At 71.7% G+C, this 20934-nt stretch carries 22 protein-coding genes; 17 read left to right on the forward strand and 5 right to left on the reverse strand.

From position 1 onward, the window contains the following. The first annotated feature begins 45 nt into the window (after positions 1 to 45). Positions 46 to 2004: a GDSL-type esterase/lipase family protein gene (locus MHO01S_RS08130; protein WP_061782131.1), complete on the forward strand. Its 1959-nt coding sequence runs from the start codon at positions 46 to 48 to the stop codon at positions 2002 to 2004. 30 nt (positions 2005 to 2034) lie between these two features. Here the strand turns inward: MHO01S_RS08130 and MHO01S_RS16655 are convergent, their stop codons facing one another. Next, positions 2035 to 2208: a DUF5302 domain-containing protein gene (locus tag MHO01S_RS16655; protein ID WP_157831623.1), complete on the reverse strand. Its 174-nt coding sequence runs from the start codon at positions 2206 to 2208 to the stop codon at positions 2035 to 2037. Positions 2209 to 2494: 286 nt separating this feature from the next. Here MHO01S_RS16655 and MHO01S_RS08135 point away from each other — a divergent pair, with 286 nt between their 5' ends. The 3 genes from MHO01S_RS08135 (at position 2495) to MHO01S_RS08145 (ending at position 6787) form a co-directional block, all read left to right on the forward strand. Beyond that, positions 2495 to 4774, forward strand: coding sequence for a polyribonucleotide nucleotidyltransferase (locus tag MHO01S_RS08135; protein ID WP_060959464.1), 2280 nt, complete (start codon positions 2495 to 2497; stop codon positions 4772 to 4774). A 292-nt stretch (positions 4775 to 5066) separates the two neighbouring features. After that, a complete protein-coding gene (locus MHO01S_RS08140; protein ID WP_060959465.1) occupies positions 5067 to 6089 on the forward strand; it encodes an aldo/keto reductase in 1023 nt (340 codons plus the stop codon). A 98-nt stretch (positions 6090 to 6187) separates the two neighbouring features. Continuing rightward, positions 6188 to 6787 (forward strand): histidine phosphatase family protein, encoded by a 600-nt coding sequence (locus MHO01S_RS08145; protein ID WP_060959466.1) that lies wholly within the window; start codon positions 6188 to 6190, stop codon positions 6785 to 6787. A gap of 156 nt (positions 6788 to 6943) precedes the next feature. On the opposite strand, the gene MHO01S_RS08150 is transcribed toward MHO01S_RS08145, so the two are convergent. After that, positions 6944 to 7423 carry a GNAT family N-acetyltransferase gene (locus MHO01S_RS08150; RefSeq protein WP_060959467.1) on the reverse strand — a complete coding sequence of 160 codons (480 nt, stop codon included), beginning with the start codon at positions 7421 to 7423 and terminating at the stop codon, positions 6944 to 6946. 44 nt (positions 7424 to 7467) lie between these two features. On the opposite strand from MHO01S_RS08150, the gene dapB reads away from it, so the two are divergent. Next, entirely contained in the window at positions 7468 to 8286 is an 819-nt protein-coding gene (gene dapB, locus MHO01S_RS08155; protein ID WP_061782132.1) for a 4-hydroxy-tetrahydrodipicolinate reductase, read from the forward strand. Next, positions 8283 to 8732, forward strand: coding sequence for a hypothetical protein (locus tag MHO01S_RS08160; RefSeq protein WP_061782133.1), 450 nt, complete (start codon positions 8283 to 8285; stop codon positions 8730 to 8732). The genes dapB and MHO01S_RS08160 overlap by 4 nt, the downstream gene beginning before the upstream one ends. Here the strand turns inward: MHO01S_RS08160 and MHO01S_RS08165 are convergent, their stop codons facing one another. The 3 genes from MHO01S_RS08165 to MHO01S_RS08175 all read right to left on the reverse strand — a co-directional run bounded on the left by MHO01S_RS08165 (position 8733) and on the right by MHO01S_RS08175 (position 10587). Next, the gene (locus MHO01S_RS08165; protein ID WP_060959470.1) at positions 8733 to 9647 is read right to left on the reverse strand and encodes a TIGR01777 family oxidoreductase; all 915 of its coding nucleotides are present in this window, start codon (positions 9645 to 9647) and stop codon (positions 8733 to 8735) included. Continuing rightward, positions 9640 to 10065 carry an OsmC family peroxiredoxin gene (locus MHO01S_RS08170; RefSeq protein ID WP_060959471.1) on the reverse strand — a complete coding sequence of 142 codons (426 nt, stop codon included), beginning with the start codon at positions 10063 to 10065 and terminating at the stop codon, positions 9640 to 9642. The genes MHO01S_RS08165 and MHO01S_RS08170 overlap by 8 nt, the downstream gene beginning before the upstream one ends. A gap of 87 nt (positions 10066 to 10152) precedes the next feature. Then, positions 10153 to 10587, reverse strand: coding sequence for a TlpA family protein disulfide reductase (locus tag MHO01S_RS08175; RefSeq protein WP_060959472.1), 435 nt, complete (start codon positions 10585 to 10587; stop codon positions 10153 to 10155). Positions 10588 to 10664: 77 nt separating this feature from the next. Here MHO01S_RS08175 and MHO01S_RS08180 point away from each other — a divergent pair, with 77 nt between their 5' ends. The 11 genes from MHO01S_RS08180 (at position 10665) to MHO01S_RS08230 (ending at position 20771) form a co-directional block, all read left to right on the forward strand. Next, positions 10665 to 11507, forward strand: a complete 843-nt coding sequence (locus tag MHO01S_RS08180) for a thymidylate synthase (protein ID WP_060959473.1) — start codon at positions 10665 to 10667, stop codon at positions 11505 to 11507. Next, positions 11504 to 12001 carry a dihydrofolate reductase gene (locus MHO01S_RS08185; RefSeq protein WP_060959474.1) on the forward strand — a complete coding sequence of 166 codons (498 nt, stop codon included), beginning with the start codon at positions 11504 to 11506 and terminating at the stop codon, positions 11999 to 12001. The genes MHO01S_RS08180 and MHO01S_RS08185 overlap by 4 nt, the downstream gene beginning before the upstream one ends. Positions 12002 to 12029: 28 nt before the next feature. Next, a complete protein-coding gene (locus MHO01S_RS08190; protein ID WP_060959475.1) occupies positions 12030 to 12794 on the forward strand; it encodes an SDR family NAD(P)-dependent oxidoreductase in 765 nt (254 codons plus the stop codon). Positions 12795 to 12838: 44 nt separating this feature from the next. After that, positions 12839 to 13816 (forward strand): 4-hydroxy-tetrahydrodipicolinate synthase, encoded by a 978-nt coding sequence (gene dapA / locus MHO01S_RS08195; protein ID WP_060959476.1) that lies wholly within the window; start codon positions 12839 to 12841, stop codon positions 13814 to 13816. A 47-nt stretch (positions 13817 to 13863) separates the two neighbouring features. Further along, on the forward strand, positions 13864 to 15540 hold the full coding sequence (locus tag MHO01S_RS08200; RefSeq protein WP_060959477.1) for a ribonuclease J: 1677 nt from the start codon (positions 13864 to 13866) through the stop codon (positions 15538 to 15540). A gap of 31 nt (positions 15541 to 15571) precedes the next feature. After that, a complete protein-coding gene (locus MHO01S_RS08205; RefSeq protein ID WP_060959478.1) occupies positions 15572 to 16066 on the forward strand; it encodes a GNAT family N-acetyltransferase in 495 nt (164 codons plus the stop codon). Between the two features lie 108 nt (positions 16067 to 16174). Further along, a complete protein-coding gene (locus MHO01S_RS08210) occupies positions 16175 to 18859 on the forward strand; it encodes an FtsK/SpoIIIE family DNA translocase (protein ID WP_061782134.1) in 2685 nt (894 codons plus the stop codon). 38 nt (positions 18860 to 18897) lie between these two features. Then, the gene (gene pgsA / locus MHO01S_RS08215; protein ID WP_060959480.1) at positions 18898 to 19488 is read left to right on the forward strand and encodes a CDP-diacylglycerol--glycerol-3-phosphate 3-phosphatidyltransferase; all 591 of its coding nucleotides are present in this window, start codon (positions 18898 to 18900) and stop codon (positions 19486 to 19488) included. Then, positions 19485 to 20042: a CinA family protein gene (locus tag MHO01S_RS08220; RefSeq protein WP_060959481.1), complete on the forward strand. Its 558-nt coding sequence runs from the start codon at positions 19485 to 19487 to the stop codon at positions 20040 to 20042. The genes pgsA and MHO01S_RS08220 overlap by 4 nt, the downstream gene beginning before the upstream one ends. Positions 20043 to 20224: 182 nt before the next feature. Continuing rightward, the gene (locus MHO01S_RS08225; protein ID WP_060959482.1) at positions 20225 to 20545 is read left to right on the forward strand and encodes a helix-turn-helix domain-containing protein; all 321 of its coding nucleotides are present in this window, start codon (positions 20225 to 20227) and stop codon (positions 20543 to 20545) included. 1 nt (position 20546) lies between these two features. Continuing rightward, positions 20547 to 20771, forward strand: a complete 225-nt coding sequence (locus MHO01S_RS08230; RefSeq protein ID WP_060959483.1) for a DUF3046 domain-containing protein — start codon at positions 20547 to 20549, stop codon at positions 20769 to 20771. Positions 20772 to 20934: the final 163 nt, after the last annotated feature.

Raw genomic sequence — 20934 nt, forward strand, 5'->3', positions numbered from 1 at the left:
CCCGTCAGCACGCCCCCGGGGCCGCGCACCCGCGACCCTGGACCCATGAGAGTCGCGTTCGTCGCCGAGTCGTTCCTGCCTCACATGAACGGCGTCACCGGATCCGTCCTGCAGTCCGTGCGTCATCTCACCGCACGCGGCCACGACGCCCTCGTCATCGCGCCGGGAGCGCCGGGTGCGCGCTCGGATGCGACGACCACCCTGCTGCCCTCCGTGCCGCTGCCCGCCTACCGCCAGGTGCGCATCGCGCTGGGGCGCACCGGGACGCTCGCCGGCATCCTGCGCGACTACGCGCCCGACGTCGTGCACCTCGCCTCGCCGTTCGTGCTCGGCTGGCGCGCCGTCGCGGCGGCGGAGGCGCTGGAGCTGCCGACCGTCGCGGTCTACCAGACCGATGTCATCGCCTACGCCCGCAAGTACGGCGTCCCGCGGGCGACCGCCCTGACCGCCGCGCACGTGGCCCGTCTGCACGGCCGGGCCACGCTGACGCTCGCGCCCTCGTCGTCGGCGCTGCGACAGCTCGACGAACTGGGCGTCGATCGCACGCGGCTGTGGGGCCGGGGCGTCGACACCCAGCGCTTCCGCCCCGAGCACCGCAGTGAGGCGTGGCGTTCCTGGATCGCGCCGGGCGAGGTGATCGTCGGCTACGTCGGGCGTCTCGCCCCCGAGAAGCAGGTCGAAGACCTGGCGGTTCTCGCCGACATACCCGGCGTCCGCCTGGTGATCGTGGGCGACGGCCCCGCCCGCGCGCGACTGGAGCGCGCGCTGCCGCGCGCCGTGTTCCTCGGCCACCTCGCCGGCGCCGAGCTCGCCCAGGCGATGGCCGGCTTCGATGTCTTCGTGCATCCGGGGGAGAGCGAGACGTTCGGGCAGACCATCCAGGAGGCCCACGCCAGCGGCGTACCCGTGGTCGCGACCGGTCGCGGCGGCCCCGTCGACCTCGTGCGCTCCAGCGTCGACGGCTGGCTCTACCGGCCGGGCGACCTCGACGACCTCCGCGATCGCGTGCGCGACCTGGTCGGCGACGCGACCAAGCGTCAGGCCTTCGGAGCGGCGGCGCGGGCCGGCGTCGAGGGGCGGACCTGGCCTGCCCTCGTCGACACGCTGGAGCAGTACTACCTCGAAGCGCGGCGGCTGCACGGCGCGGAGCGCGGCACACGCGTCGGGTCGACCTCGGCCCCCGCGGCGGAGCGTCCGGCGCCGCCGCCGCGCGGATGGTCGCGCATCATCGCCCTCGGCGACTCGTTGACGGAGGGGCTGTGCGACACGTCGCGGATGCCGGAGGGGGAGTACCGCGGCTGGGCGGACCGGCTGGCGACCCTCCTGGCCCAGCGCTCGCCGACACCGGTGCGCTACGCGAACCTCGCCGTGCGCAGCCGCCGTGTCGGCGACCTCCTGGACGAGCAGCTCCCGCGCGCGCTCGCGATGCGCCCCGAGCTCGCGACCGTGCTCATCGGCGCGAACGACCTCGTGTCGCACCACGTCGACGCCGACACCGTGGCCGCCCGGGTCGACGACGCGGTCGGCCGCCTGCGCGCGGCGGGCAGCGATGTGCTGCTGGTCACGCCGTTCCTGCCCGACCGCCGCGCCTCACGGCTGTTCTCCCGCCGGTTCGCCCGCTTCGCGGTGCGGCTGCGCGAGATCGCCGCCCGGCACGGGGCCTTCCTGCTGGACCTCGAGAGCGATCCCGACATCGGCGAGCGCGAGAAGTGGGCGCACGACAAGGTGCACCTGAGCTCGCGCGGGCATCGGTTCGTGGCGTACCGCGCCGCCGAGGTGCTCGGGCTGCCCGACGTGGAGGCGCTCGGTGCGCTCGACGCCGCCCTGCACGCCGACGACGACCGCCCGGTCAGCGGCACGTGGCTCACCCGCGACGCGCTGCCGTGGGCGTGGCGGCGGCTGCGCGGGCGCACGGCCGGCGACGCCGTGACGGCGAAGCACACCGACTACGTCGATCTTCCCGCCGGCGGGTCGTCCGACCGTGCGCGCACGCCGCAGCGCTGACCCGCGATGACCGCGGGGCGCGTCGGCGCGTCAGCCGCTCTTGCGGCGGAACTCCCGCTTGGTGACCGCGCCGTGCGTGCCGTGCACGGCCGAGTCGCCGTCCAGGTGCGCCTCGCCGGTGCGGCTCTGCGCGTTCTTCTTGTCGAGCGCCTCCCTGAACTTGCGCTTCATCTCCTCGGATGCCGTGGTGTCATCGGTGCTCATGCCCCCAACCATACGCAGGCGAGGGCGCGACTGATAGGCTTGGGCAGGTTGCCGTGGATCTTCTGCGGCATCCGGAGCAGGCCGGCAGGAAGCTGGTCCCCTGTGGTGGGTTCCCGTTCGACGCGATCCGATGCGAACGGTGGCTTTCTACTGGTGGCCAGCGCTGACCGTCCCGGCGGCGCCTCACGCGGTGCCGCCGCGCGTCTGGATCTGCCCGTTCCTGCTCCTTCGCACGATCTCGTGCGCGAAACGCGCGCGCGAGTCTAAACAAAGAAGGAGAGACCTCTTGGAAGGTCCAGAAATCACCGCCGCCGAAGCCGTTCTCGACAACGGCCGTTTCGGCACCCGCACGATCCGGTTCGAGACCGGACGACTCGCGCAGCAGGCACAGGGTGCCGTCGCCGCGTACCTCGACGAAGAGACCATGCTGCTGTCGGCCACGAGCGCGGGCAAGCACCCGCGTGAGGGCTTCGACTTCTTCCCGCTGACCGTCGACGTCGAGGAGCGCTCCTACGCCGCCGGCAAGATCCCCGGCTCGTTCTTCCGTCGCGAGGGCCGCCCCTCCACCGAGGCGATCCTCGTCTGCCGCCTCATCGACCGTCCGCTGCGCCCGTCGTTCGTCGACGGCCTGCGCAACGAGGTCCAGATCGTCGTGACCGTGCTGAGCATCGCCCCGGGCGAGTACTACGACGCGCTCGCGATCAACGCAGCATCCCTGTCGACGCAGATCTCCGGTCTGCCGTTCTCTGGCCCCATCGCCGGTGTGCGCCTCGCGCTCATCCCGGGTCACGGCGAGCACGCCGACCAGTGGGTCGCGTTCCCGACGGCCGCCCAGGTCGAGGAGGCCGTGTTCGACCTCATCGTCGCCGGTCGCGTCCTGGAGGACGGCGACGTCGCGATCATGATGGTCGAGGCCGAGGCCACCGAGAACAGCTGGAACCTCATCAAGGCCGGCGCCACCAAGCCCAGCGAGGAGATCGTCGCGCAGGGTCTGGAGGCCGCCAAGCCCTTCATCACCGCGCTCGTCGCCGCGCAGAACGTCGTCGCGAACACCGCGGCCAAGGAGATCCAGCCGTACCCGGTCTTCCCGCCGTACGCGACGGAGACCTACGACTTCGTCGCCGGTCGCGCCTACGACCGTCTGGTGCCGGTGTACCAGATCGCCGACAAGATCGAGCGCCAGAACGCCGACGACGCCGTCAAGGACGACGTCAAGGCTCAGCTGGTCGCCGCCGTCGAGGCGGGCGAGCTGCCCGACAGCGCGCTGGCCGAGTTCGGCGCCGCCTACAAGTCGGTCACCAAGCTGATCGTCCGCGGCCGCATCCTCACCGAGGGCGTCCGCATCGACGGCCGCGGCCTGGCGGACATCCGTCCGCTGGATGCCGAGGTCCAGGTCATCCCGCGCGTGCACGGCTCCGCGATCTTCCAGCGCGGTGAGACCCAGATCCTGGGCGTCACGACGCTGAACATGCTCAAGATGGAGCAGCAGATCGACTCGCTGTCGCCGACCACGAGCAAGCGCTACATGCACCACTACAACTTCCCGCCCTACTCGACCGGTGAGACCGGCCGCGTCGGGTCGCCGAAGCGTCGCGAGATCGGGCACGGCTTCCTGGCCGAGCGCGCGCTCGTTCCGGTGCTGCCCAGCCGCGAGGAGTTCCCCTACGCGATCCGTCAGGTGTCCGAGGCCCTCGGCTCCAACGGCTCGACGTCGATGGGCTCCGTCTGCGCCTCGACCCTGTCGCTGCTGAACGCGGGTGTGCCGCTGCGCGCCCCCGTCGCCGGCATCGCGATGGGTCTGGTCTCCGACCAGGTCGACGGCCAGACGCGCTACGCCGCGCTGACCGACATCCTGGGCGCGGAGGACGCGCTCGGCGACATGGACTTCAAGGTCGCCGGTACCAGCGAGTTCGTCACGGCGATCCAGCTCGACACGAAGCTCGACGGCATCCCGTCGTCGGTGCTGACCGCCGCGCTGACGCAGGCGAAGGACGCGCGCATGACGATCCTGAACGTCCTGAACGCCGCGATCGACGGCCCGGACGAGATGGCTCCGACGGCGCCGCGCGTCATCAGCGTGCAGATCCCGGTCGACAAGATCGGCGAGCTGATCGGCCCGAAGGGCAAGACGATCAACGCGATCCAGGACGAGACGGGGGCGCAGATCTCCATCGAGGAGGACGGCACCGTCTACATCGGCGCGACCGACGGCCCCTCGGCCGAGGCCGCCCGCGCCCAGGTGAACGCGATCGCGAACCCGACCAACCCCGAGGTCGGCGAGCAGTTCCTCGGAACGGTCGTCAAGCTGGCGGCGTTCGGCGCGTTCATCTCGCTGCTTCCCGGCAAGGACGGCCTGCTGCACATCAGCGAGGTGCGCAAGCTCGCCGGTGGCAAGCGTGTCGAGAACGTCGAGGACGTGCTCGGCGTCGGCCAGAAGCTGCTCGTCAAGATCACGAAGATCGACGACCGTGGCAAGCTGTCGCTCGAGCCCGTGCTCGAAGAGGCCGCCGACCAGGAAGGCCGTGCGGCCGCCAGCGAGGGCCCGGAGGCTCCCGCCGAAGGCTGAGCGCACGCGGCGCGGCACCCCGTAGGGTCGCCGCGCCGCCCAAGGACACGGATGCCCGCTTCCTCCCGTCTCGGAGGGGCGGGCATCCGTTCGTTCACCGGATGTCCACCGAATGGCGGACATCCGGTGCCCCGCGACGGCGTCGTGACGGAAGCGTTATGGAATGTTTACCGTTCGTTCGGCGCGATGCGCGGCGCCGGTGCGGGGCTGGCCTACCCTCGGAACTACACATCGGGGGGTGGGTATCGAGACACACGGGGCCGCAGCGGCGGCAGCGTGAGGGGGTGAACGGATGGGTTACTTCGGCATCGGCGCCACGGCGGCCGGGTCGCGCGTCGTCGCGGCGCCGCACCCCTCCGCGCCCATTCCCGTCCAGGGGGCTCCCGTGGGATCCGTCATCCGCACCGGGCTCGGCGAGTCCGGGCTCGACGTCTTCCCCATCATGCTCGGCGCGGCCGAGTTCGGCTGGCACGTCGACCTCTCCGCCGCCCACGGCATCCTCGACGCGTACCGCGAGTGGGGCGGCAACGCCGTGCACACCTCCGACGGGTACGCCGCCGGGCGCAGCGAGCACATCGTCGGCCAGTGGCTGGGCCGCCGCGGCATCCGTGACGACATGGTGCTGGCCGTGCGGATCGGATCCAACCCCGACAACCCCGGCCTCGGACCGGTCAACCTGATCCGCGCCGTGGAGGCCTCCCTCACGCGGCTGCAGACGGACCGGATCGACCTGCTGTACCTCGACGCGACCTCCGACGACGCGACGACGCTCGAGGACACCCTGGCGACCGTCGAGTGGCTCATCGAGTCGGGGAAGGTGCGCGCCGTCGGCGCGTTCGGTCACTCGGCGGCGCAGCTCGTCGAGGCCCGCATCCTCGCCTCGGCGGGATACCCGCGGTTCACGGTGCTCGACGTGCCCTACAACATCCTCCGCCAGAGCGAGTTCGACGGCGATCTGCGCCTGGTCGCGGGGGCGCAGGGCATCGCGGTCACGCCGTCGCAGGCGCTCGAGCACGGCTACCTCGCCGGAGTGCACCGCGACCGCGCCAACGTCGCGTACTCCGTGCGCGGCATCCAGCTGGCGGCGTCGATGAACAGGCGGGGGTCCCGCACCCTCCGCGCGCTGGATCGGATCGGCGCCGAGCTGGCGATCCCGCCCTCCGCGGTCGCGATCGCGTGGCTGCTCGCGCAGCGCGCCGTCGTCGCACCCATCGTCAACGTCTTCGCCGTCGGTCATGTGGAGGAGCTCGTGCAGGGCGTGGGAGCGCGTCTGAGCCGGGCGCATCTGGCGGAGATCGCCCGCGCGATCCAGTAGTCGGGGCGGCGGCGCGCGGCGCTGTCAAGACCCGGTCGGGCCGCGTCGGCCTGACGTAGGGTGGAAGAGCCCCACCCCCAGGCGAGACGAGTATTGACGTGACGCATTACCTGTACCTCGTGCGACACGGAGAGCATCTCGACGCGGAGCACGGGCTCGAAGACGGTCCGCTGTCGCCGCGCGGTCGCCGCCAGGCGGAGCTGCTGGCCGACCGGCTGTCCGGCGTTCCGCTGGATGCCGTGTGGCACTCTCCCCTCGAGCGCGCCGCCGAGACCGCCCGCGCGGTCGCGGGCCGCCTGCCGTCGGTCACGCCCGAGCCGTCGGCGCTGCTGTTCGACTGCATCCCGACCGGCATGCTCCCCGAGACGCCGTCGATCTACGAGCCGTTCTTCGGGTCGTACACCGAGGCGGAGATCGACGCGGGGCGCGCGCAGATGGGCGACGCGGTCGCGGAGTTCCTCGTGCGCAAGCCCGCCGCGCACGAGCTGCTCATCACCCACAACTCCGTGATCGCCTGGTTCGTCCGGGAGGTGCTCGACGCGCCGGACTGGCGCTGGATGACGATCAACCAGGCCCACTGCGGCCTCACGGTGCTCGCCCAGCGCAAGGGGCGGCCGTGGGCGCTCGTGACGCACAACGATCTGGCGCACCTGCCGATGGAGCTGCGCACGGGCCTGCCCGAGGTCCCGCCCGTCTGAGCTCCGGCGTGCGGGAGTGTCGGCGTGCGGGAGTGTCGGCGTGCGCAACGTCGGATTCGCTGTCGCCGAGACCCTCCACGTGCCGTGATCGCGGGGGCTGTGCGGCCCCGACCGTGAGGATCTCCGACGGTCGTCACCCGACGGCGCCGCCGTGATTCACAGCGCCTTGCGCAACCACACCGTCGCGTTGGGGTTGTCGTTGTAGGGCTCGACGGCGGTGAAACCGGAGCGGGCGTAGAGCGCACCGGCCGCGTCGAGGGTGTGGTGCGTGTCGAGCACCAGCTCCGCGGCGCCGAACCCGCGGGCCCGCTCCTCGAGCGCCTCCAGCAGCAGCCGTCCGCATCCCCGGCCGCGCGTGCGCGGCTGGAGGTAGAGGTGCTTCACCTCGTAGCGCGGTCCCGCCGGTCCGTCCTCGATCCGACGGATGCCGCCGCAGCCGGCGTCCGTCGCGTCGGCGCCGTCGTCGTCCACGACGACCAGGAACACGCCGGCCGGGCGAGTGAACACGGATGCCGCGGGAAACACCGGCTGGTAGGCCTGTCCCTGCGGGAAGGCCGCGGCACGCATCCGGAAGTACTCCTCCAGGAGGGCACGCGAACGGGGATCGTCGGCGGTGAGCGGCTCGAGACGGACCATCCCTCGAGCGTAACCGTGTCGGGTCCACGCCCTAGGCTGGAGCCATGACGACGAGAGTGGCCCTCGTGGGCGGCACCGGCAAGCTCGGTGCGATCATCGCCGGCGTGATCGACGAGATGGACGACTTCGAGACGGTCGCCGTGCTCGGCTCGTCGAGCGACCTCGCCGAGATCGACGCCGCCGACCTCGTCGTCGACGCCTCCACGCCCGGCGTCTCGATCGACGTCGTGCGCGCCGCGATCGAGCGGGGCCGGAACGTGCTCGTCGGAACCTCCGGGTGGTCGACCGAGCGGATCGCGCTCGTGCGCCCGCTCGTCGAGGCGGCCGGCACCGGCGCCGTCTTCATCCCGAACTTCTCGCTCGGCTCCGTCGTCGCGACGGCCATCGCCGCGGCCGCCGCACCGCTGTTCCCCTCGATCGAGATCGTCGAGACCCACCGCGAGACCAAGGTGGACTCGCCGAGCGGCACCGCCGTGCGCACGGCCGAGCTCATCGCCGATGCGCGCTCGGCGGTCGGTCCCGTCGCCTCGCCGCACGTCGATCAGCGCGCCCGCGGCCAGCAGGTGGCGAGCGTGCCGATCCACTCACTGCGACGGCCCGGCGTCATCGCGAAGCAGGAGACGATCCTGTCGGGTCCGGGCGAGTCCCTGTCGATCGTGCACGACACGGTCGACCCGGCCCAGGCGTATGCCCCCGGCATCCGTGTCGCCCTCGTCGCCGCCCGCGATGCGCGGGGGGTGACCATCGGCCTCGACGCGCTCATCGACCTCGGGCTCGGTTCCCGCCGCGACGCGGCGCCGGCGGAGGCTCGCGTCGACGAGGGCGCGGTCCCCGGCCAGGTCGCCCGCGTCACCGGAGCATGAACGCCCGCATCGGCGTCGCCGTGATGGCGGTGCTGCTGGCGCTCTACATCGTGCTCGTCGCGCAGCGCGCGTGGCTGCTGCTGGTCTCGGGCGAGCCGATCGGCATCGCGATGGGGTTCGCCCTCGTGGTGCTGCCGGTCATCGCGGCGTGGGCCCTGTGGCGCGAGCTGGCCTTCGGCCGTGCGGCCGAGCGGCTCGCGAAGCGCCTCGAGGCCGAGCGGGCGCTGCCGGCGGAGGAGCTCGACGTCCGCGTGAGCGGCCGTCCCGACCGGGAACAGGCCGACGCGGTCTTCCCCCTCTACCGCGCGGATGTCGAGCGCCACCCCGACGACTGGCGCGCGTGGTTCCGCCTCGGCCTGGCCTATGACGGCGCCGGCGACCGCCGGCGCGCCCGCGAGGCGATCCGCCGGGCGATCACGATCGAGAAGAACCCGCCGACGGGCTGATCACGCGGGGACGGCGGCGGCCACGGCATCCTCCACCGTGGGGTGGGAGAACGTGAATCCGGATGCCGTGAGCACCTCCGGCACGACGTGCATGTCGCACGTCAGCAAGCCCTCCGCGGCGTCGCGCCCGAGCACGAGCGTGAGCGCCCATTCGGGCACCCGCAGGAGGTAGGGCCGGTTCATCCGGCGTGCGAGGGCGAAGCCGAGGTCGTTCGCCGTCGCGCGCTGGGGCCCCGTGAGGTTGACCGGTCCGGTCGTGCCCGTGTCGATGATGTGGCGGATGGCCCGCACCTCGTCGTCCAGCGAGATCCAGGGCCACACCTGGGTGCCGCGTCCGAGGGGTCCGGAGAGCCCGAGTCTCGTGAGCAGCAGCAGCGGCTTGAGCACGCCGTCGGCGTGCACGACGGGGGCCGTGCGCAGGGTCGCGACGCGAGCCCGGTCGCCCGCCCCGCGCAGCGCCGCCGTCTCCCATTCGCCGCAGAGGTCGGCGAGGAAGGACTCGCCGCGCGGCGAGGACTCGGTGAGGGTCGCGCCGGGGACGGAGGGGTAATAGCCCACCGCGGACGACGAGACGAAGGCCGGTGCGTCGTCGCCGAGGCTGCGCACGGCCGCGGCAAGCGCCTGGGTCGGTGCGATCCGCGACCACACCAGGTCGTGCTTGTAGCGGCGCGTCCACGGGAAGCGTCCCAGGGTGGCGCCGTTGAGGCCGACGACCGCCCGCGCGCCGGCGAGCACCGCCGGGGGCAGGGGCGTGCGGCCGGGGTCCCAGGTGACCTCGTCGCCGGCCGTGCTCTCGCGACGGACGAGGCGGGTCACCGGGATGCCGTCGGCGCGCAGCGAGTCCGACAGCGCTCGTCCGATGAGGCCGGAGGCGCCGGCGAGGACGACGCGGCCCTCGGCGGCGGTGTCAGGCAAGCGTGGCCTCGAGCGTGATCTCGATGCCGGTCAACGCCGCCGACACGGGGCAGCCCGACTTGGCCTCGCCGGCGATGCGCGCGAACTCCTCGGCCGACAGCCCGGGCACGACCGCATTGACGTTGAGGTGCGATCCCGTGATGCCGGTGCCGGGGATGAACGTGACGGATGCCGTCGTCTCGATGCTCTCGGGCGGGGTGCCGTTGCCGGTCAGGGCGTGGGAGAGGGCCATGCTGAAGCAGGAGGAATGGGCCGCGGCCAGCAGCTCCTCGGGCGTCGTGACCGACGAGGAGCCCTCGCTGCGGGCCTTCCAGTCGACCGCGAACGGCCCTTGATTGGAGCTCTCGAAGGCGATCTCTCCGGATCCGTCGGTGAGGGATCCCTTCCAGCTCGTGGACGCTTCGCTCGTGACGCTCATGACTGCTCCTCGATGTCGTGGGGATTCGTTCCCGAGCCTAGACGCGCCCGCCCCGCGACGGAACGGGGGGATGCGTGGAGCGCCCGGTCAGACGGCGGCGGCCGCGGTGACGCGATCGAGCTCGAGCTCGATCGCATTGCGGTTGGGCGTGCCGCCGAAGCGCGTCTGGACGACGCCGTGCCGATCCAGGATGAGCGTCGTCGGCGTCTGCAGCACGTGGAAGTGCTTCGCGATGTCGGGGCGGTGCGTGAGGTCGACGTCGAGGTGGAGGACGCCGTCGTGCGCGTCGGCGATCGATCCCAGCACGCGGTGCACGCCCGGGCAGCGGGAGCACATCTCGGTGCTGAACTGCAGGAGCGTCGCCCGCTCGCCGAGCGCCGGGGCCCCGAGCCGCTGCGGCTCGACGACCTCGTCGGGGTTCTGCCGGCGAGGACGGCTCTGCTTCCAGCGGAGGAAGAGGCCGACGCCGACGGTGACGGCGAGAAGCGCCGTGAGCAGGAGCACGGCATCGACGATGGTCACAATCTGCCACGATACCGCCGCTTCGGGCTTCGAGGCGCGGTGCGCGGGCAGATGACGGGCCGTGCGTAACAGAGCCGATGTCCGCGCACGCCGGTAGTCTGACTGGCGTGACCGCGGCATCCATCCCCACCCCGTACGAGGATCTCCTGCGCGACGTGCTCGCCCACGGCGTGCACAAGGACGACCGCACCGGAACGGGGACCACGAGCGTCTTCGGTCGGCAGATCCGGTTCGACCTCGCGCAGGGCTTCCCGCTCATCACGACCAAGCGCGTGCACCTGAAGTCGATCGTCTACGAGCTGCTGTGGTTCCTGCGCGGCGAGTCGAACGTCGCATGGCTCCAGGAGCACGGCGTGAGCATCTGGGACGAGTGGGCGGATGCCGACGGCGAGCTCGGTCCGGTCTACGGCGTCCAGTGGCGCTCCTGGCCCACGCCGTCGGGTGGTCAGATCGATCAGATCTCGCAGGTCATCGAGCAGATCCGCAGCAACCCCGACTCGCGGCGGCTCATCGTGTCGGCGTGGAACCCGGCGGACATCCCGCAGATGGCGCTGGCTCCCTGCCATGCGCTCTTCCAGTTCTACGTGGCGGACGGCAAGCTGTCGTGCCAGCTGTACCAGCGCAGCGCCGACATGTTCCTCGGGGTGCCGTTCAACATCGCGTCCTACGCGCTGCTGACGCTGATGATCGCGCAGCAGACGGGGCTCGAGCCGGGTGATTTCGTCTGGACCGGGGGTGACTGCCACATCTACGACAACCATCTCGAGCAGGTGCGCGAGCAGCTCTCCCGCGATCCGTATCCGTACCCGCGGCTGTCGTTCGCCCGCACTCCGGCGTCGATCTTCGACTACACGTACGAGGACGTCGTCGTCGAGGACTACCGGCACCACCCCGCGATCCGCGCGGCCGTGGCCGTATGACGCGACTGGGGCTGATCTGGGCCGAGGCGCGCGGCGGCGTGATCGGCAAGGACGGCGGGATGCCGTGGCACGTGCCCGAGGATCTCGCGCACTTCCGCGCCGTGACGACGGGTGCTCCCGTGGTCATGGGCCGGCGCACCTGGGAGTCGTTCCCGCCGCGTTTCCGGCCGCTCCCGGGGCGGCGCAACATCGTGGTCAGCCGCGATCCCGGCTGGGCCGACGACGGCGCCGAGCGGGCCTCCTCGCTGGACGACGCCCTGGCGCTGGCGGCGCCGGAGCCCGAGGTGTGGGTCATCGGCGGCGCGGGACTGTTCGCGGAGGCGATCGCGCGCGCGGACGTGCTCGAGGTGACCGAGCTCGACCTCGAGGTGGACGGCGACACCTTCGCTCCGGTCCGCGCGGGCTGGAGCGTCGCGCGCATCGACCCCGCCGAGGGCTGGACGGTGTCGCGGACCGGCGTCCCCTACCGATTCCTGACGCTGATCCGTCCCTGATCCTCCCGATCGGCACTAGCGTGGCCCCATGCCCAGGACAGCACTGATCACGGGGGCGAGCTCGGGTCTCGGCGCCGAGTTCGCGCGTCAGCTCGCCGCCCGCGGAGCCGATCTGGTGCTCGTCGCGCGCGATCGCGCCGCACTGGAGGCGCTGGCCGCGCGATTGCGCGCGGACACGGGCGTCGGCGTCGAGGTGCTCGCCGCCGACCTCGTCGCCGACGAGGGACTGGCCGCGGTGGCGGAGCGCGTCGCCGACCGCCGGCATCCGATCGAGATCCTCGTCAACAACGCGGGCTTCGGTCTCGACCTCGACTTCGCCGCGAACGACATCGCCGACGAGCAGCGCCACCTCGACCTGCACGTGCGGGCGACGATGCGCCTGAGCCACGCGGCACTCGGCGGGATGCTCGAACGGGGGAGCGGTCGCGTCATCAACGTCGCCTCCGTCGCGGGCTTCCTGCCGCGCGGAACCTACGGCGCCGTCAAGGCGTGGGTGATCTCGTTCAGCCGCTGGGCGAACGCGGTCTACCGGCCGCGCGGCGTGACGGTCACGGCCGTCTGCCCGGGCTTCACCCACACCGACTTCCACGCGCGTCTGGGACTGCCCCCGGGGGAGGAGGGCATCCCCGCCGCGATGTGGCTGGAGGCCGCCGACGTCGTCCGTGAGGGGCTGTGCGACGCGGCACGCGGCACGGCGGTGTCGATCCCGTCGCTGCGCTACAAGGTGCTCGTCGGCCTCGCACGCGCGCTGCCCGCGGCCTGGGCGGCGCGACTCGCCGCGACCGGGCGGTGACGGCCCGCTCCGACCTCCGCCCCGCGAGCCGCTAGCCTGGAGGCATGACGCACTCGGGCAATCCCTTCGGACAGGTCCTCGTCGCGCTCGTCACCCCGATGACGGCCGACGGTGAAGTCGACTGGCCCGCCGTCGAGAAGCACATCGACGACGTCATCACCGCCGGCGCCGACGGCATCGTCGTCACCGGCACGACGGGGGAGACGAGCACGCTCACCGACCCCGAGAAGCTCACGCTCGTCGAGGTCGGCAAGTCGGTCTCCGCCGGCCGCGCCAAGATCATCACCGGCGGCGGCTCGAACGAGACGGCGCACGCCATCGAGCTCTACAAGGCGAGCGAGAAGGCCGGCGCCGACGGCATCATGATCGTCACGCCGTACTACAACAAGCCGACGCAGGCCGGCATCCTGACGCACTTCCGCCTCGTCGCCGATGCGACCGACCTCCCGGTCATCCTCTACGACATCCCCGGCCGCACCGGGGTGCCGATCAAGTACGAGACCATCCTGCGGCTGGCCAACCATCCGAACATCCTCGCCGTGAAGGACGCCAAGGGCGACTTCAGCGAGGTGAGCCGGGTGCTCAACCAGACCGATCTCATGTACTTCTCCGGCGACGACGCCAATGTGCTCCCGCACCTGTCGATCGGCGCGGCGGGTCTGATCGGCGTGACGGCGAACATCACCGCGACGCCCTACCGCGTCATCGTGGACGCCGTGAACCGCGGCGACCTGGCCACCGCCACGGCCGCCCACCAGCAGCTCGAACCGCTCGTCCGCGCCGTCATGACCCACGTCCCCGGCACGGTGAGCGCGAAGTACATCCTGCACGGCCTGGGCCGCATCTCCAGCCCGCGCGTGCGTCTGCCGCTCGTCGGCCCCGAAGAGTGGGAGGCCGCCCTCATCGAGGACGAGCTCGCGCTCGTCACGGGCGTCGACGGTGCAGACTTCTCCAACTTCCGACCCGACCGCAACGCCGCCGCCGGCGGCGCGCTCCCCAAGGTCCACGGCACCACCCGCTGAGCGACCGCGATACCGGTGGATGCCGCGGCATCCACGAAAGGCAGACGATGCCCACGACGTTCTCCGAGCCCCCCGCGCTCGCCCCTCAGACCCTCCGCGTGATCCCGCTCGGCGGGCTCGGCGAGATCGGTCGCAACATGACGGTCTTCGAGTACGAGGGCAAGCTCCTCGTGGTCGACTGCGGGGTGCTCTTCCCCGAGGAGCACCAGCCCGGGGTCGACCTCATCCTCCCCGACTTCGAGCCCATCAAGGACCGGCTCGACGACGTCGTGGGCGTCGTGCTCACGCACGGCCACGAGGACCACATCGGCGCGGTGCCCTACCTGCTGCGCCTGAAGAGCGACATCCCCCTCATCGGCTCGAAGCTGACCCTCGCGCTCGTGGAGGCGAAGCTCAAGGAGCATCGCATCAAGGCGTACACCCTCACGGTCGAGGAGGGGCAGGAGGAGCAGGTCGGCCCGTTCGATCTCGAGTTCGTCGCGGTCAACCACTCGATCCCCGACGCGCTCGCCGTCGCGATCCACACGGATGCCGGCACGGTGCTCGCCACGGGCGACTTCAAGATGGACCAGCTGCCGCTGGACGGCCGCCTCACCGACCTCCGCGCCTTCGCCAGCCTCGGCGAGGACGGCGTGGACCTGTTCCTCGTCGACTCGACCAACGCCGACGTCCCCGGCTTCACGCCGCTCGAGCGCGACATCGGCCCGGTGCTCGACCAGGTCATCGCCAAGGCTCCCCGTCGCGTCATCGTCGCGAGCTTCTCCAGTCACGTCCACCGTGTGCAGCAGGTCATCGACGCGGCCGCCGCCAACGGGCGCCGGCTCGCGTTCCTCGGCCGCTCGATGGTGCGCAACATGACCATCGCCGAGGACCTCGGCTATCTGCACGTGCCCGACGGCGTGCTCATCGACTACAAGAAGGCGCAGGACCTGCCGGACGACAAGATCGTCTACATGTCGACGGGGTCGCAGGGCGAGCCGATGGCCGTGCTCAGCCGCATGGCCAACCTCGACCACGCGATCGAGCCCGGTCCGGGCGACACCGTGATCCTCGCCTCGAGCCTCATCCCGGGCAACGAGAACGCCGTGTACCGCGTGATCGACGGCCTCACCAAGCTCGGCGCGAACGTCGTGCACAAGGGCAACGCCAAGGTGCACGTGTCGGGTCACGCCGCCGCCGGCGAGCTGCTCTACTGCTACAACATCCTGCAGCCGCGCAACGTCATGCCGGTGCACGGCGAGTACCGGCACCTCATCGCGAACGCGAAGCTCGCGCAGGACACCGGCATCCCCGCGGAGAACACGATCATCGCGGAGAACGGCACGGTGGTCGACCTCAAGGGCGGCGTCGCCCGCGTCGTCGGCCAGCTCGACCTCGGCTTCGTCTACGTCGACGGCTCGACCGTCGGCGAGATCACGGATGCAGACCTGAAGGACCGCCGCATCCTCGGCGAGGAGGGCTTCATCTCGGTCATCGTCGTCGTGGACGCCGCGACCGGACGGATCATCACGGGCCCCGAGATCCACGCCCGCGGCTTCGCCGAGGACGACAGCGTCTTCGACGACGTCAAGCCGAAGATCGCCGCCGCGCTCACGGAGGCGGCGCAGTCGGGCGTGCGGGACGCCCACGCGCTGTCGCAGGTCGTGCGCCGCACGATCGGCCGCTGGGTCAACCAGCGTCTGCGCCGGCGGCCGATGATCGTGCCGCTCGTCATCGAGGCCTGAGCGGTCGCGGCGGGGCGCTAGCATCGGCTCCATGCCCGTCAGCTTCCGTGTGCGCCCTGCGACGCAGGCCGATGGCGCGTTCCTCGGCGACATGGTCGTCGAGGCGGCGAACTGGCGGCAGGGCGGAGCGCGTCCGCGGCACGAGGTGCTGACGCATCCGGACCACACCCGCTACATCTCGGGCTGGATGCGGCCCGGCGATGCCGGCTTCATCGCCGTCGACGCGCAGGACGATCCGCTCGGAGCGGCCTGGTACCGGATGCTGCCGCGCACCGACCCCGGCTTCGGCTACATCGGCACGGGCGTGCCCGAGCTCATCATCGGCGTGCGTCCGATCTGGCGAGCCCACGGCGTCGGCCGGGCCCTGCTCCAGCGGCTCTGCGAGCACGCCCGGGCGCAGGGCTACGGCCGGATCAGCCTGTCGGTCGAGCGGGGCAACTACGCCCAGTCGCTCTACCGCAGCGAGGGCTTCGCCGTCACGCAGGCCGGCCACGGTCGCGACACGATGGTCAAGCGCCTGCGCTGATCCCCGGCGGGGCCGGCGAGGCCGGCGCGATCCGGAAGGCGGCGCCGGATGCGGGCTCGGGCCGCGTCAATCCGGCGATCCGGGGTCCCCGCGGCCTACCGTGGAGTAATGGCACGATCCACGAGCACGCCCACGAACGCCCGCGCGTCCGCGAAGGGCTCCTCGTCGCGTGCCCGCAAGCCCGCGCCGGCACCCAAGAAGTACGTCGACGAGGAGGAGCACCCGCCCGTCGCCGTGCGCGCGTGGCTCGGCGTCGCCCATGCCGTCGGCGGAATGTTCCGGGCGTTCGGCCAGGAGACGCTCGAGAAGGACCAGCGTCGCGACGGCTTCCCGTTCCTGCTCGTGCTGCTGGCGACGGCCGGTGCCGTGGTCGAGTGGTTCCTCATCGGGACCGACGTCGGCGCGACCATCAGCGCGTTCACCGTCGGCGCGCTCATCGGGCGCGTCGCGTTCATCATGCCCGTGCTGCTGATGCTGCTGGCCGGGTGGCTCTTCCGGCATCCGCCGTCGGTGCACGACAACGGCCGCATCGGCATCGGGTTCGGCCTGTTCGTCCTGGCGATCGCGGGTTTCTGCCACGTCGCCGGGGGGCGTCCGCAGCCGCGCGAGGGACTTCCCGCGCTCAGCACCGCGGGCGGCCTGTTCGGGTGGACCGTGGGCGAGCCGCTCACGCTGCTGACGGAGATCGGCGCCTATCTGGTGCTCGCCGTCGTCACCTTCTTCAGCGTGCTCATCATCACCAAGACTCCGCCGAACCGGATCGGGCGGCGTCTCGGCGACCTGTACGCGTGGATGTTCGGCGCGGAACGGCCGGAGCCGGCACCCGCGGGCGAGACCGCGCCGACCGTCGCCTTCGCCGAGGGCGAGGACGCCGCGCAGAAGGAGCTGCCCTGGTGGCGCCGCAACAAGTCGGGACGTGAGGAGGACGTCGACGGTCATCTGGGCTCCGACGACCTGACGGCCCTTCTGGACACCACCGGCGACGGCGGCTTCGAGCAGGCGGTCGCGGTGCCGCCCGTCCCGCCGCTGCCCCTTGCCGACGCGCCCACCGAGATCATCGACCCCTCGGTGATCGCGAACGCGAAGAAGGCCGCCCGCCGTGCCGACACCGGCATCCGGGAGGACAGCGGCGAGATCATCCTCGACGACGGCACGCTTCCCGGCATCTCCGCCCTCGGCGACGACCACGACGGTCGCCCGCCGCAGGCGCCCTACGTGCTGCCCTCGGTGGCGGCGTTGGCGCAGGGAACGCCGCCGAAGGCGCGTTCCGAGGCGAACGACCGCGTCGTCGCGGCGATCATGGGCGTGTTCGAGCAGTTCGGCGTGGACGCCCGCGTCACGGGCTTCTCGCGCGGACCGACGGTCACCCAGTACGAGATCTCCCTCGGCCCGGGCGTCAAGGTCGAGCGCATCACGGCGCTGACCAACAACATCGCCTACGCCGTCGCCTCCAACGAGGTCCGCATCCTCGCGCCCATCCCGGGCAAGAGCGCGATCGGCGTGGAGATCCCCAACACCGACCGTGAGATCGTCACCCTCGGCGACGTGCTGCGCTCCCCGGCCTCCACGGGCCAGACCCATCCGATGACGATCGGCGTCGGCAAGGACGTCGGCGGCGGGTACGTCGTCGCGAACCTCGCGAAGATGCCCCACCTGCTCGTGGCCGGCTCCACCGGCTCGGGCAAGTCGAGCTTCGTGAACTCGATGATCACGAGCCTCCTCATGCGCGCCAAGCCCTCCGAGGTGCGGATGGTGCTGATCGACCCCAAGCGCGTCGAGCTCACGAGCTACGCCGGGGTGCCGCACCTCATCACGCCCATCATTACGAACCCCAAGAAGGCCGCCGAGGCGCTCCAGTGGGTCGTGAAGGAGATGGACATGCGCTACGACGACCTCGCGTCGTTCGGCTTCCGTCACATCGACGACTTCAACCGGGCCGTGGTCGCGGGCGAGATCAACCTCCCCGTCGGCAGCGAGCGCGTGCTCAAGCCCTACCCCTACCTGCTGGTCGTCGTCGACGAGCTCGCCGACCTCATGATGGTGGCCCCTCGCGACGTCGAGGACTCGATCGTGCGCATCACCCAGCTCGCTCGCGCGAGCGGCATCCACCTCGTGCTCGCCACGCAGCGCCCCTCGGTGGACGTCGTGACCGGTCTCATCAAGGCGAACGTCCCGTCGCGGCTCGCGTTCGCCGTCACGAGCGTCACGGACTCCCGCGTCATCCTCGACCAGCCCGGCGCCGACCGCCTGATCGGCCAGGGCGACGGCCTGTTCCTCCCGATGGGCGCCTCGAAGGCCATCCGCGTGCAGGGGGCGTGGGTCGCCGAGAGCGAGATCGAGAAGGTCGTCACCCACGTCAAGAACCAGGCGCGACCCGACTATCGCGCCGACGTGCAGGCGGTCGCCGAGAAGAAGGAGATCGACGCCGACATCGGGGACGACCTCGACCTGCTGCTGGCGGCCGCCGAGCAGATCATCTCGACGCAGTTCGGGTCGACGTCGATGCTGCAGCGCAAGCTCCGCGTCGGCTTCGCCAAGGCCGGACGACTGATGGACCTCCTGGAGTCCCGCGAGATCGTCGGCCCCTCGGAGGGCTCGAAGGCCCGCGACGTCCTCGTCACACCGGACCAGCTCCCCGAGGTGCTCGCGCGCCTCCGCGGCGACGATCCGCCGGCGGCGGCGTCGGCCGACCCGTACGGTCCGGATGCCGTGACCTCGCAGTTCGAGGGCCTCGAGGTCGTGGACGGCGACGAGGGCTCCGAGGATGCCTGGGGTCTGACCGGCCGCGACTGAGCGCGGCGACGCGACGAGCCCGCGGGTAGGCTCGGCTCGTGGCGATTCCCCGGCAGCTCCCGAACGCGATCACGATCGTGCGCATCCTGTGCGCACCGGTCTTCCTCTGGATGCTCCTCGCCGACCAGGGCGCCGACGGGGCCCTGCGCTGGTGGGCGGGCGCGCTGTTCATCGTGGCCATCGCGACCGACGGCATCGACGGCTACCTCGCCCGCCGGTACGAGATCGTCACCGACCTCGGCAAGCTCCTCGACCCCATCGCCGACAAGGCGCTCACCGGCTGCGCGTTCGTCGGCCTCTCCCTCCTGGGCGAGCTGCCCTGGTGGGTCACGATCCTCGTGCTGGTGCGCGAGGTGGGCATCACGGTGCATCGCCTCGTCGTCGCGAGCGACCACGTCGTGGCCGCCGCGTGGATGGGCAAGCTCAAGACGGTGGCCCAGGCCGTCGCGCTCTCGCTCGCGCTGCTGCCGCTGTGGACCCTCGTCGGGGACGGGATCCACGTCGTCAACACGATCGCCATGGTCATCGCGGTCGTCCTCACCGTCGCGAGCGGTCTCGACTACGTCGTGACCGAGGTGCGCGGCGCGCGCGCGTCGCGGGCGGCCGGATCCGGGGAGCCCCGGCGATGACCGCGTCGCCCACCCCCGCGTCCGGCGAGACCGGCCTCGCCGACGACCTCGAGAGCACCCTCGTCTCGGTCGGTCGCCGCACCGACCCCGAACGCCTCGTGGCCCGGTTGGCGGAGCTGGGCTGGACCATCGCCGCCGCGGAGTCGCTCACGGGCGGTCTCGTCGCCGCCTCCATCGTCTCGGTGTCGGGGGCGTCGCGGGTCTTCCGCGGCGCGGTGGTCGCCTACGCGACCGACGTCAAGGCGAGCCTGCTCGGGGTGGAGCAGCACCTCCTCGACGCGCACGGGCCCGTCCACCCGCGGGTCGCGAGCCAGATGGCCGAGGGGGCCCGCCGCGCCCTCGGACGCGACGGTGTTCCGGCCGATGTCGGCATCGCGACCACCGGCATCGCCGGCCCGGTCTCGTCCGACGGCCAGCCGGTGGGCACCGTGCACATCGCCGTCGCGACGCCCCTGGGCTCGCGGGTGGAGTCGGTGCAGCTCGACGGCGACCGGGACGGCATCCGTGCCGAGACCGCGGCGCGCGCCATCCGACTGGTGCTCGACGCGCTCTGACGCGCCCGCCCGCGCGCGGGCGATGTCGCGGGGAATACCGTTCGTGTCGCGCCGGTTACGTCTGAGCGATTCCCAACCATTACCCAGCACGTGAGGGCTATCGTGGCCAGCAAGTCGGGTACTGTTGTCCACCCGGGTACCGAAACCGGCGAGGGAACACGAGTAGAGGAGGGGGCCCGAACATGATCCTGGTTCGTCAGGAGATCGGCGAAGTCCTGCGCGACTTCCGTCTGCAGAAGGGGCGCACCCTCCGTCAGGTCGCCGGGCGCGCGAGCGTCGCCCTGGGCTACCTCAGCGAGGTCGAGCGCGGTCAGAAGGAGGCGTCGAGCGAGATCCTCGCCGCCGTCGCCGAGGCCCTCGACGTCCCGATCTCGACCATCATGCGCGAGGTGGGCGACCGCCTGTCCGTCCTCGAAGGCCTGCAGGTCTTCCCCGACGTCGTCCCCGACGATCTGGCCGCCCTCGACGGCGGTCTGGTCCAGCCCGAGCTCTCGCTGCGCTGACGTGCGGCGCAGTGAGTTCGCGCGCGCGGTCGCGGACGAATTCGGTCCCCGCGGATCGAGCCTCGTCGCCGATCTCGCCCTGTCCGGCGTCGGTCATCGCACCGCGGCGCAGGCGCTGGCCGACGGGGTGGATCCGCGGGAGATCTGGCTCGCGCTGTGCGTGGAGACCGACGTGCCTCTCGCGCGCCGACACGGCGTGGGCATGATGGAGCCCCGTCGGCGCTGACGGTGTGCGCGGCGCCACGGCGTGTCGCGATCTCGAAACTCTGTTCGAGGAGCGTAGGCTCCTGCACATGAGGTAGAGCGAGATGTTTGTCCACATCCGTGGGCGTGCCCCCGACCGATGTCGGAGGCGCTCCCTAGCGTGGACATCGTCATCACGACACCTC

The sequence above is a fragment of the Microbacterium hominis NBRC 15708 genome (assembly GCF_001592125.1).
GTDB classification, from domain to species: domain Bacteria; phylum Actinomycetota; class Actinomycetes; order Actinomycetales; family Microbacteriaceae; genus Microbacterium; species Microbacterium hominis.

What these genes read in the sequence shown, in the direction of transcription:
- MHO01S_RS08190 (WP_060959475.1), top strand. Translation starts at nt 12,030, where the DNA reads ATGCCCAGGACAGCACTGATCACGGGGGCGAGCTCGGGTCTCGGCGCC.
- MHO01S_RS08150 (WP_060959467.1), bottom strand. Translation starts at nt 7,423, where the DNA reads ATGGTCCGTCTCGAGCCGCTCACCGCCGACGATCCCCGTTCGCGTGCC.
- MHO01S_RS08225 (WP_060959482.1), top strand. Translation starts at nt 20,225, where the DNA reads ATGATCCTGGTTCGTCAGGAGATCGGCGAAGTCCTGCGCGACTTCCGT.
- MHO01S_RS08130 (WP_061782131.1), top strand. Translation starts at nt 46, where the DNA reads ATGAGAGTCGCGTTCGTCGCCGAGTCGTTCCTGCCTCACATGAACGGC.
- MHO01S_RS08220 (WP_060959481.1), top strand. Translation starts at nt 19,485, where the DNA reads ATGACCGCGTCGCCCACCCCCGCGTCCGGCGAGACCGGCCTCGCCGAC.
- MHO01S_RS08180 (WP_060959473.1), top strand. Translation starts at nt 10,665, where the DNA reads ATGTCCGCGCACGCCGGTAGTCTGACTGGCGTGACCGCGGCATCCATC.
- MHO01S_RS08200 (WP_060959477.1), top strand. Translation starts at nt 13,864, where the DNA reads ATGCCCACGACGTTCTCCGAGCCCCCCGCGCTCGCCCCTCAGACCCTC.
- dapA (WP_060959476.1), top strand. Translation starts at nt 12,839, where the DNA reads ATGACGCACTCGGGCAATCCCTTCGGACAGGTCCTCGTCGCGCTCGTC.
- MHO01S_RS08185 (WP_060959474.1), top strand. Translation starts at nt 11,504, where the DNA reads ATGACGCGACTGGGGCTGATCTGGGCCGAGGCGCGCGGCGGCGTGATC.
- MHO01S_RS08205 (WP_060959478.1), top strand. Translation starts at nt 15,572, where the DNA reads ATGCCCGTCAGCTTCCGTGTGCGCCCTGCGACGCAGGCCGATGGCGCG.
- MHO01S_RS08140 (WP_060959465.1), top strand. Translation starts at nt 5,067, where the DNA reads ATGGGTTACTTCGGCATCGGCGCCACGGCGGCCGGGTCGCGCGTCGTC.
- dapB (WP_061782132.1), top strand. Translation starts at nt 7,468, where the DNA reads ATGACGACGAGAGTGGCCCTCGTGGGCGGCACCGGCAAGCTCGGTGCG.
- MHO01S_RS08160 (WP_061782133.1), top strand. Translation starts at nt 8,283, where the DNA reads ATGAACGCCCGCATCGGCGTCGCCGTGATGGCGGTGCTGCTGGCGCTC.
- MHO01S_RS16655 (WP_157831623.1), bottom strand. Translation starts at nt 2,208, where the DNA reads ATGAGCACCGATGACACCACGGCATCCGAGGAGATGAAGCGCAAGTTC.
- MHO01S_RS08170 (WP_060959471.1), bottom strand. Translation starts at nt 10,065, where the DNA reads ATGAGCGTCACGAGCGAAGCGTCCACGAGCTGGAAGGGATCCCTCACC.
- MHO01S_RS08210 (WP_061782134.1), top strand. Translation starts at nt 16,175, where the DNA reads ATGGCACGATCCACGAGCACGCCCACGAACGCCCGCGCGTCCGCGAAG.